Origin of the sequence: Moorena sp. SIO2C4, from assembly GCF_010672485.1 — a bacterium.
GTDB classification, from domain to species: domain Bacteria; phylum Cyanobacteriota; class Cyanobacteriia; order Cyanobacteriales; family Coleofasciculaceae; genus Moorena; species Moorena producens.
Genome location: NZ_JAAHGN010000156.1, coordinates 1 through 10,029, shown reverse-complemented (window position 1 = coordinate 10,029; position 10,029 = coordinate 1). Strand labels below are relative to the sequence as shown.

10 protein-coding genes and 1 pseudogene are annotated in these 10,029 nt (G+C 43.0%); 4 read left to right on the top strand and 7 right to left on the bottom strand.

The window, feature by feature from the left end:
- Positions 1-145, top strand: a 145-nt coding sequence (locus F6K20_RS40590) for a hypothetical protein (protein ID WP_502708829.1), incomplete at its 5' end; no start/stop codon positions are given.
- Positions 146-385: 240 nt separating this feature from the next.
- Here the strand turns inward: F6K20_RS40590 and F6K20_RS11120 are convergent.
- Positions 386-643 (bottom strand): hypothetical protein, encoded by a 258-nt coding sequence (locus F6K20_RS11120; RefSeq protein ID WP_287294676.1) that lies wholly within the window; start codon positions 641-643, stop codon positions 386-388.
- A gap of 323 nt (positions 644-966) precedes the next feature.
- Between F6K20_RS11120 and F6K20_RS11115 the strand changes: the two genes are divergently transcribed.
- Entirely contained in the window at positions 967-1,311 is a 345-nt protein-coding gene (locus F6K20_RS11115; RefSeq protein ID WP_008191249.1) for a hypothetical protein, read from the top strand.
- Between the two features lie 142 nt (positions 1,312-1,453).
- Complete coding sequence (locus F6K20_RS11110; RefSeq protein WP_008191251.1) at positions 1,454-2,647, top strand: hypothetical protein; 1,194 nt, start codon at positions 1,454-1,456, stop codon at positions 2,645-2,647.
- A 227-nt stretch (positions 2,648-2,874) separates the two neighbouring features.
- Here the strand turns inward: F6K20_RS11110 and F6K20_RS11105 are convergent, their stop codons facing one another.
- The 4 genes and pseudogenes from F6K20_RS11105 to rpsR all read right to left on the bottom strand — a co-directional run bounded on the left by F6K20_RS11105 (position 2,875) and on the right by rpsR (position 8,696).
- Positions 2,875-4,449, bottom strand: a complete 1,575-nt coding sequence (locus tag F6K20_RS11105; RefSeq protein ID WP_044495721.1) for an ammonium transporter — start codon at positions 4,447-4,449, stop codon at positions 2,875-2,877.
- Positions 4,450-4,462: 13 nt separating this feature from the next.
- Positions 4,463-5,809 (bottom strand): annotated as a pseudogene (locus F6K20_RS11100) (RNA-guided endonuclease InsQ/TnpB family protein).
- A gap of 270 nt (positions 5,810-6,079) precedes the next feature.
- Positions 6,080-8,137 (bottom strand): ribonuclease catalytic domain-containing protein, encoded by a 2,058-nt coding sequence (locus F6K20_RS11095; RefSeq protein WP_008191260.1) that lies wholly within the window; start codon positions 8,135-8,137, stop codon positions 6,080-6,082.
- Between the two features lie 343 nt (positions 8,138-8,480).
- Positions 8,481-8,696, bottom strand: a complete 216-nt coding sequence (gene rpsR, locus F6K20_RS11090) for a 30S ribosomal protein S18 (RefSeq protein ID WP_008191262.1) — start codon at positions 8,694-8,696, stop codon at positions 8,481-8,483.
- A 15-nt stretch (positions 8,697-8,711) separates the two neighbouring features.
- Between rpsR and F6K20_RS11085 the strand changes: the two genes are divergently transcribed.
- On the top strand, positions 8,712-8,900 hold the full coding sequence (locus F6K20_RS11085) for a hypothetical protein (RefSeq protein WP_008191264.1): 189 nt from the start codon (positions 8,712-8,714) through the stop codon (positions 8,898-8,900).
- Between the two features lie 249 nt (positions 8,901-9,149).
- Here the strand turns inward: F6K20_RS11085 and rpmG are convergent, their stop codons facing one another.
- Both rpmG and F6K20_RS11075 read right to left on the bottom strand, forming a co-directional pair.
- Positions 9,150-9,344, bottom strand: coding sequence for a 50S ribosomal protein L33 (gene rpmG / locus F6K20_RS11080; RefSeq protein ID WP_071986987.1), 195 nt, complete (start codon positions 9,342-9,344; stop codon positions 9,150-9,152).
- 311 nt (positions 9,345-9,655) lie between these two features.
- Positions 9,656-9,808, bottom strand: coding sequence for a hypothetical protein (locus F6K20_RS11075; RefSeq protein ID WP_287265036.1), 153 nt, complete (start codon positions 9,806-9,808; stop codon positions 9,656-9,658).
- Positions 9,809-10,029: the final 221 nt, after the last annotated feature.

Below are 10,029 nucleotides of genomic sequence, written 5' to 3'. Positions count from 1 at the left end.
TAGGAAGTTGACTCCTGATATAGAAAATGCAATTAACTACGAACTAACTCAAACTGGTTACATCTCTGATGTGGATTACGAAGCACTGGAATTATTAATGTCTGAGATGGATGCTGGTCGTGTACAGCTAGTTCCGAGTCACTAGAAAAAGTGGTTATAAACTAAGGCTAGACCAGCTCGGAGGCTTGGTAACTACTCCATGACTTTTAGCCATGACTTTTAGCCATGACTTTCAGGGTTGGGGCAAGCTCTGACAGCTACATGTGGCAAAACCCCTACAACTTTAGTTTACTCTCCTAAGGGGTCTGACTTGCTACTGCTTGAGTCGTGATCAGATCACCATTGAGTTGGCAAAGTCCTATTACCGATTAACCATTAAAAAAACTTAAAACTTTTCAGGATAAGCTTGCCAAACTGCACAGATAAAATAACTTAGTTGCTGGCGAGCATCAGGGTCACTTTCTACATTGACATCAGGGTCATCTAACCGAACCAAGAGGGGAATTACTTCAGTGTCTAAGGCTAGTCGTAATAAACTCGCTGGCCAAAGTAAATCCGGTCCAGAGCGTAGGTCGTAAAGAGTAAGCTGTTCAGGGAGTTCCACTGGCACAGGCTCTTGACTATGCAAGGTGACCAATATCATAGAACGCACCCAACACATTTGTCGCGATGACACAAATTCGATCACTTCAGCGTATAAACGAGTATTGTCATGCTCTAAACAAATAATCTGATGAGGCTGGAACTCGTAAACCAAACTCCTTGATAGGTCTTTATTCACCAGGCATCAATTCCTAAATTGAGTCATTGCGATACAATATAATGTTCATATTACCAGTTTGGTTAACGGGGGTATTAGACCCAGATTTGCCATGACTGGAAGTCAGAGGCTGTCTCACTGCTCATCTTTGCTATGATGTATTAATTCAACTTAGTCTCAATAGATTTAATACCATAGCATAGATTATGAAAGTCCAAGTTTCAGTCGTGTTTAGCAATCCCGTGGATTTCGTTAATTTTTCTCATCAGGCACTGCCTCGATTTTGCGTCGATCTGCCTTTTAAACCTCGCGCTATCCCAGTTGAAGAACTGTTGCCCAACGTCCCTATGATTGATAGCAATTCAGACGATTGGACAACAGACCTGCCCTTCGAGCAAATAGAATACAAGGAAGAAGGAGCAGAGGAATATGCCAAAATGGTAGTAGTAGTGGAAATCCCACAGGATGATATGCCCTTGTTTGAAGATGTAGTTAAGTCGTTTGGGGGAAAGATTATGCCATCAGAGGGGTTGGATGTAATGGACATGTAGTGGACATGTAGTTTACACCCCATATCTTACCCATAACCTGGCTTGTAGATCATAGAAATTCCTTGTTAATCTTGATCGAAAATTCAAGACTATCACAAAATATGTTTGAAGGAAAAATAGTCTGGAATACACAAGGAATGAAATGACCTCTAAGCAGGATAAACCTGAGGTGGCTAAAATCCTCGAACCATTCAAACTCGCATTGGCTGAGCATCTGAGTAACCCTGATGTTGTCTTAGACGAGGTACTGGCATGGACTGGCTCTCAGCCTTTTTTGACCCAGAAGCTTTGTCAAGTTATCCTTGACTCTAAATCTCCCATCCCTGTTGGTGAGGAAGCTCTCAAAGTCGAAGAACTAGTCAAAACTCACTTCGTTGAAAATTGGGAAACTCAGGAAGCCGCTGAACTTCTGCAAGATATTCGTAGTTTCTTGCTCGAAGAACAATTCCTGCGGCTATATCAGAAAATTTTGCAGGGAGTCATGATGGCAAATGACAGTTGGGAACAAAAAGTGTTGCTCAACTCCGGTGTGGTGATTAACCAGGGGGGAAATTTAAAAGTTTCTAACCGTATTTATGAGGTTGTTTTTAATCACAGCTGGGTAGCTCAAGAGTTAGCACAGTTGACCAGTACAGACTATTGGTTGGCATCTGAGCTGACGACAGATGCTACTGATCAAGCCATCGCCATTGCTTTTCCTAACCTACCAATCACCCCAGTTACTCAAGACCAAGATCTCACAACTGACCAGCCTAAACACTCAGAGCTGACAACTGATGAACCCAAACACCCAGATCTAACAACTGACGAGCCCAACCAATCAACTGTAGTACCTTTAGAGCCAGACCAAGCCACAACCTTGGCTACCTCATCAGCTAGCAGAATCCCATCACCCATTAGTTTTTGGGGTGGCTTGATCGCCTTGTTTCTAGTCATTACCTTTGGTGTATTTCAGTGTACTAGTGCTAGAAGAGCAGACGATCAACTAAAAAACCTTGCTTCTGAGGACATATGCAGACGCCAATTTACTACCAGAAAAGAACAAATAGAGCAACTTAGAAAGATAAAGAGTCAAAATAGTGCTTTTCCCAAGCTATGTCAGTCAATGTTAGATCAATTGCAGTTTTCCTATGCTATAGAAGAGCTCGCTAGTCAAGGTGAATTCAAGCAAGCTACTATAAATCTTTGTAAAGTATCAGAGCGTTACTACCAGTTTAAACAAAAATCTCTTCCACGTTTTTTCCGTCGATGGGATAGGAATAATGAGAATTATGCTAATTGGTTGAGAAACTATCTAATAAAATTAGATTGTCCAGCTGCTAAATATTTGGGGTAATCAATTGTTAAATTGTTAAATTGTTAAATTAAATTGTTAAATCAGTAGTTGTGGCAACAGGGAACAGGGAATAGGAAATTCATGCATGGATTTTTAGCAAACAGTTAACTAAATAACTAATTAATTTAACTAATTAATCTAACTTAATAGACTGGTTTTAGTCAATAAAAATTTATTTTATTGCCTACTTTTAAAGACTTAGCTATTTACTGATAAGCCAGATTCTTCTAAGGATTATAAAAAACTCCATCGCTACCACTGATTTCTTCTTCCAAAGATACCCTAATTCCTCGACGAGCAATTTCAAAAATAGTTAAGATAAATTCTCCCAATTGAAAATATTGGGTTTGACGTAATTGTTTCCTATGGCGTTGTTTGCCGCTAATCCGCTCATTGATATGGCTTGCATAATATAAAATTAGGCTAACTAATAGCCAACCTAATAAACTCAATAGAGCTGTTACAATGATAATAATCAGCCAGCCTAAGAACTGACACAACACTTGTAATAATGGATCGTCATATACATCAAGTTCCGAGTACAACAGAGAACTATTGCTACTAAAGATTCCTAAGGCAATCGTTCCCCAAAATCCACAGAAAAGGTGAACAGGAATCGAACCTACGGGGTCGTCAATTTTCCAAACTTGTAGAAAATATTCGCCTAAAAGGACAAAAATACCGCTGATAGAGCCAATTATAAATGCACTTTTGATATCTACAAAAGCAGCTGAGGCTGTAATTCCCACCAACCCACCTAAAATGCCATTGATAATTGAGGCTAGACTGGGTTTTCCCAGGATAATTGGACTAAAAAATACGCTGGATATTCCACCAGCTGCTGCTGCCATCATGGTAGTTGTGATGGTATTAGCTACATAATCGAGATCCTTTGCTGAGCCACCATTAAAACCAAACCAGCCCAGCCAAAGAATTAAGCAGCCTAAGGTGGCTAAACCCAGATTATCGGCAGAGAACTTTTCAGTTTCGAGACCTTCATATCTATCTGTTCTTAAATTGTAGCCAAAACGACCTTGTCGTGGCTTTAGTAGCCAAGCCCCTACCAAGCCAGCCATACCACCAACACTATGGACTACAGTTGAACCCGCAAAATCATGAAATTTTAGCGCCTTGGCTAGCCAACCATAGTGTCCCCAAACCCAGTGACCGGTTACGGGATAGATAAAACCAACCAGGAAAAAACTAAATAGGAGAAATGCCCAGAATTTTACCCGTTCAGCAACAGCTCCTGAAACAATAGTGGCTGCAGTTCCAGCAAAGACTAACTGAAATAAAAATAGAGCCGCAAAGGAGCGATTAGACCAATCTTGATTGAGACAATTAAATCCTGATTCTGGAAAACCAAGATTTCCAAATTGGGGAAAGGGAAGATTAAAAAACAACCCCTTTTGACCCACTAAACTTAAACTATTATTTTCTCCTGGAACACAACTGTAAGTGATGCCATCACCAAACATTAAGCCAAAGCCAACTAGCCAAAAGGCTAAGGCTGATATACAGAAAACTATCAAATTTTTAGCCAAGACATTAGTCGCATTTCTCCGTCTACATAACCCGGCTTCTAACATGGCAAAGCCAGCATTCATAAAAAAGACTAGAAAAGATGAAACTAACAACCAGATAGTAGACAGGTTAGTGAAATTATTCGTGTTACTATCTTGTGCTACTGCTACACCAAGCCATCCCAGCAGGATGGTAATAGCCAAAGATAGGCAGAAGTACCAACGGCTCGGTACCCGGATGATTTGGTGTTTTAATCTCTTGTACTTATGTCGAGACATCAAAGCAAGCTTTCTAGTTTTTTGACACTCCCCGGTCGCGCATACGCGGGGATTCTTCATTCAACGAGCCAGCTTGCTGAACCTGGCCGGAACCAAGAACAGTAGAGGCCGATTCTCCTGAAGCGTTTAGATATTTTAAGATCCAGGTTCCGGTGTGCCCCACCGTACCCAAGGCTTTCTTAAGGATGTTTATTGCGGCGTTGTGGTCTCTATCTAACTGACAACCACACTTGCACGTATGAGTCCTAGTTGATAGGGACTTTTTAACTTCTTCGCCACAATTGGAACAGTTTTGGCTGGTATATGCAGGATTTACTGCAACTGTTACCTTTCCGAACTTGGTGCCAAAGTGCTCCATCCATTTCCTAAACTGATACCAACCTGCATCATTAATAGACTTAGCGAGGCAGTGATTTTTTACTAGGTTCTTGGCTCTTAAGTCGACCTAGGCGACCAGATCGTTAGAACAGATTACGCAGCGCGCCGGAGACGAAACCTTAGAATAAAGAAGCCTTAATAACAAAGATTTAACCCTTTTATGCATAGCCGACTAACCATAAAGGCTTCTTTATTCTTACGGTAACTTCGTTCCCAGTCTCTTGGCGTTCTCTTCACGTTGCCTACTTATCTTAAGGTGCTGTCTGCCTAGTCTATTAACTGCTTTATTTCGATTGGATGAGCCTTTCTTCTTGCGAGAAACTCGACGCTGGTAGAACTTAAGGCGTTTTTCTCCCGTTCTGTAAAAGCAGGGATTTGGTTCAGTTTTTCCAGCGGAATCAGTGTAAAAATATTTTAGTCCAACATCCAAGCCGATAGCTGTCCCACTTGGCTCTAGTTCCTCTTTGATATCAACTGAAACACAAAACTGGACATAATAACCATCAGCCCGGCGAACTATACGGACTCGCTTTATTTCCTTTTTATCCAAGCGCCACAAGTCCCATCTACCTTTAAGCTTAAGCTTCCCAATACCCTTTTTATCACTAAAGGTGATTGACTTCTTGTCAGGGGATAACTTCCATCCAGACTGTTTATACTCCACTGAGCGGCAGTTTTTCTGGAACTTAGGAAAACCTTTCTTTCCAGGTACTTTTTTCTTGCAGTTATCAAAGAATCGAACAATTGATGACCATGCTCTTTCAGCACTAGACTGACGAGCAGTAGAGTTTAATTCATTAGCAAAAGGAAAGTTTTTAGCAAGGACTGCACTGTACTTATTAAGGTCAAATTTGTTGACCCCTTTATTTTCCATCCAATACCTGAGGCAGCTATTACGGATGAACTGGACTGTCCGGATAGCCTCGTTGATCCCAGAGTATTGATGTTTTTTTCCTTTCGCCTTGAACTCTAAAATGATCATCAGCTTCTTAAAGTTACCGTAAGAATAGGGTCGCCTTATAACAACAGTTTTAACCCTTTTTCCATAGCCGACAAACCATAAAGGCGACCCTATTCTAAGGTTTCGTCTGGGACCTAAACTGTTCACTCCCTTATTTTACAACATCCAGACTAAAATTCCGGATTTTCCTGAAATATTTTTCTAGGCGCGTCAAGCCGCTGTGAGCCTTCATCCCCGGTCATTAGACACGGGGTTTTCGGCTTTGGGGGATTTTTATAAAAGGACAGAGATTTACGCGAATCTGTTCACAGCAGAAGCTGAGCCATCTTCTAGCTTTGAGTTAAAAGGAAGCTGAGCCTCTGAGTTCGCTAGTTCTTGAAAATGAATAACTTCTTTACGGGGATCAGCATGACTGACTTTGACGTGTAAGCGATCGCCTAATTGAACCGAACGCTGGAAACGCATGGGCAATTCTAGACCTAACTCTTCTAGGAGAATGTTGCCCTTATTCTCGTTTTCTCGCCACCAACTGAGTACTAATACTTGCCAAACCTGATTCGGGTTACGCCGCAAATATTCCAATCCCCAATATTTGTTGGTATCACGTTCTACTTCACTAGCATCCTTAGCTGTTCTGGTTACACTCTGCATCGTTTCGAGCAAATCTTCAGCTTCAAAGGGTAGGGGGTCACCCCGTAGATGAGCTTTCAGCTGGAAATGAGTCATTAAGTCAGTGTAGCGGCGGATCGGAGAGGTTACCTGGGTGTAAGTTTCCAAAGCCAAACTAGCGTGGCGTGTTGGGGTAATGCTCATTTCGCTTCTAGGCATACACCGACGCATGGCACAGAACCGCACTGGACCGGCTGGCAATAGCAGCAGTTCTTCTTGGGATGGAAGTTCTGGCTGGGGTTGTCCTCGGAATGGTAGTGGAATTTGGTGCGCTTGACCATAGCGTCCAGCCACTTCACCTGCCAGAATCATCATTTCTGCCACCATTTGCCGTGATGGTGAATCTTCTAACACCTCAATGGTAATTTGGTCATCATTTCCCACCTTGATTACCGACTCTGGCATATGGATGCTAATCGCCCCCTGAGACTTGCGCCACTTTTGCCGACGCACAGCCAAGTTAGCGATCGCAAACAGTTCTGTTTCTGCCTGTACCCCTAACTGCAACATTTCATCTACATCTTCATAAGTCAGGCGATAGGTGGGTTTAATCAGGCTGGGGTGAATCTGATAGTCATAGATGGCACCATCTTGATCCAAGATCACGCCAAAACTGAGTGCGCCACAGACTTGACCTTGAACCAAACTCATTGGACCAGTTGCCAGTTCCGATGGGAACATGGGAATCATGCCCGTGGGTAGATATATGGTGGTACTACGCCGTCGTGCTTCTAGGTCAAGATTATCCCCTGGCATTACCAAGCGGGTTGGGTCAGCGATGTGAATCCACAGACGCTGAGTGCCATCCTCTAGATCTTCTATACTCAAACCATCATCTATTTCTTGGGTACTTTCATCATCTATGGTGTAGAGTTTCAGATGAGTTAAATCCAAGCGATCTGAATCTGGGTCAGTAGGAGGATTTGCCAGGTATTGCTGGGTCAATTCGAGTACCTCACGACGAAATTGAGTTGGGATTTTATGACGCAGCAAGTACTTCTGGTGAGGACGCCACAAACCCAAATTTATCAATAAATCGAAGGCATTTTCTGGGTTTTGAGGGCGTTTTAGTGCTTCCAGAGTTTCCTGAACTGCACGAGATGGTTTATCTGGTTCACTAACGAACCGTTCTAGAGCATCAAAGCGAGTGCGATCGCTATCAACCCACTCTACTTGCTCACCCCCTAACTTTTGCTGTACTCGCTTCAAAAATTCTTCTTGTTCCTGGTGCTTTGATTGAGCCGCTGCCAGTTGATGCTTGATTTCAGCCACCATGCTAGCGGAGCGGGGTTCATAGGTTTGTGCTTTTTGTTTAAAATAGATTTTGTCTTCAAACAGAATACAGTGTGCCGCATAGCACTGGGGTGGACTTTGCTCAGAAAATAATAACTGTGCCATGTCAGCACAGGTAACCGCCTCTCCTTCTTCCACCAGTAATTCCCAAGCTAATTCTAAGCTATCTGGGTCTAGATAGGGTTGTACTCGAGCAATAAACTCTGGTATTTGTGATGGCTCATAAGTAGAATCTGCCACTGTGTAGGTGACTTGTCGAGGATGGAGCTTGTGCAGTTTCCCCCGTTGATCCAAAGCAATCAAGTGGTTCTTGCCCTCTGGACGATCGACAACAGCGAGATGGCGTTCTCCTTGTAAGCGAAATTCGATTAGTGTTCCCTTTTCCACCAGTTCTGATAACCCGGGTAGCGTTTACCAAATCCACCTCCCCCCAGTCTATCCTGTGTTGTTGAGATACCCAACTCAGCAGACGGGGTCAAGTCTAAAGTCTGAAGTCTGAAGTCTGAAGTTGTCAGTGGTCAGTGTAACTCCTGGTTGGGTCGCAAGTTTTTAGTTAACCATGTCTTGATGCAGAGCGCGAGTGGGGGAATTCCCCGTGAGGCCACTGCATCGCGCGCCTCAGCCATCGATCACCCCATTTCATCCTTCATCCTTCATCCTTCATCCTTCTTATTTGATATTTCATTCTTCACACGGGAAATATCCCAGAGGAAGACCGTGATTGTTCACCTTAACCTTCTTTATTAATATAGGGTAGCAAAGCCAAGAACCTTGCTCGCTTAATGGCTGTGGTTAGCTTTCGTTGTTGTTGAGTCGTTAGATTAGTAATGCGGCGGGGTAGGATTTTTCCCCGTTCAGTGATAAACTTGCGCAGCAACTCAACATCTTTATAGTCGATCGGTTCATCGGGTTTGATCGGAGAGAGACGTTTACGAAAGTAAGTCATGATTGGTTGTGATTGGTGATTGGTTATTTAGGTTACTGGTTACTGATTATAGTCATTTGTTCTTTGGTAAGTATTCAGCTATCAGCTATCAGCTATCAGCTATCAGTTATCAGTTATCAGCTTATGGGCTATCAGTTATCAGCTTATGAGCTATTAGCACGCTACTTAAGCTGCTTAGGTTTCTTTTATTCTGACGGCACCTGAAGTAGAGTGAGCCATTCGCGTAGCGTGACTCAAAGGCCAATGTTCACGGCTGACCACTGAATGCTTACAATAAAACAGGTAAGCATTGGTTTAAGCTGAGTTACTTGAGCTGACCGCTGATAGCTGACCGCTGAACGCGCACGCGTGTGCGTAGCACATAAGCTGAATACTTGTTCTTTGTTGCTTGTTCTTTGTCAATAGTCCATTTTCAATTAACAAATTCAATTCACAAATGACCAAGGACCAAATCTATTTGATTTCTTTGTGAATCATGTGCTTGTTGCAATGGGTGCAAAATTTCTTCAGTTCCAGACGTGATGATGTGTTACGGCGATTCTTCCTAGTGGTATAGCGGGAAACACCAGCCGAGCGCTTATTGGAGTAACTGCGACATTCAGTACATTCTAGAGTAATAACGATTCGGACACCTTTCTTACTTGCCATAGTTTTTTTTCTAAGAACTCAAATATTACAATTAAACACAATTTACTATTATCTCATGGGATGCCCCAGTCTATCAAGTAGATGCAAAATTGCTCAAGTCTCGGGAAAAACCTCACGCCTTGTTGGCACCATCATCGTGCAGGGCAATCTGGTCACTGACAAGGGCAGCCCACAGTAGTATCCTTGAAATGCGATTAGCTAGACCAATCAAGCCAATCATCATCGCGCTTTAGTGCAGCGAAGCCAACCATGCTCTCCAGTTTAGTTAGAGTCAGTAACCGGTGCAAGGGTAACGAATCTAACCTCAAGAATCAAGATAACCGAAAGCCCACTACCCTAAACTCTGAGCCGGATTGGTGTATAATAGCACGACTACCGTAACTAGCCAGAGCAACAGGAAGATGAGCATCTGCAACATATAAAAGCCAAGAGTATTTTTGATCAGGAGTGAGCTGACCAGCCATACTCCTACAAAATCGATATCGAAAGCAGCAGCCCGCCACTCTATTGCTATAGCAGTCGCCAGGGCAGTTAGGACATGACAAAAGTCTCACACCCTTTGTAAGCGATGCAGAGGTGCGACCCGTGGCGAATTTAATTCGCCAACGGAAAGCGCACCTAAGCGGTCTTGGGGGTTTCCCCCACTCGCTATTGCATCAAGAAGCGCAAGAGTTTGACTTCTGAC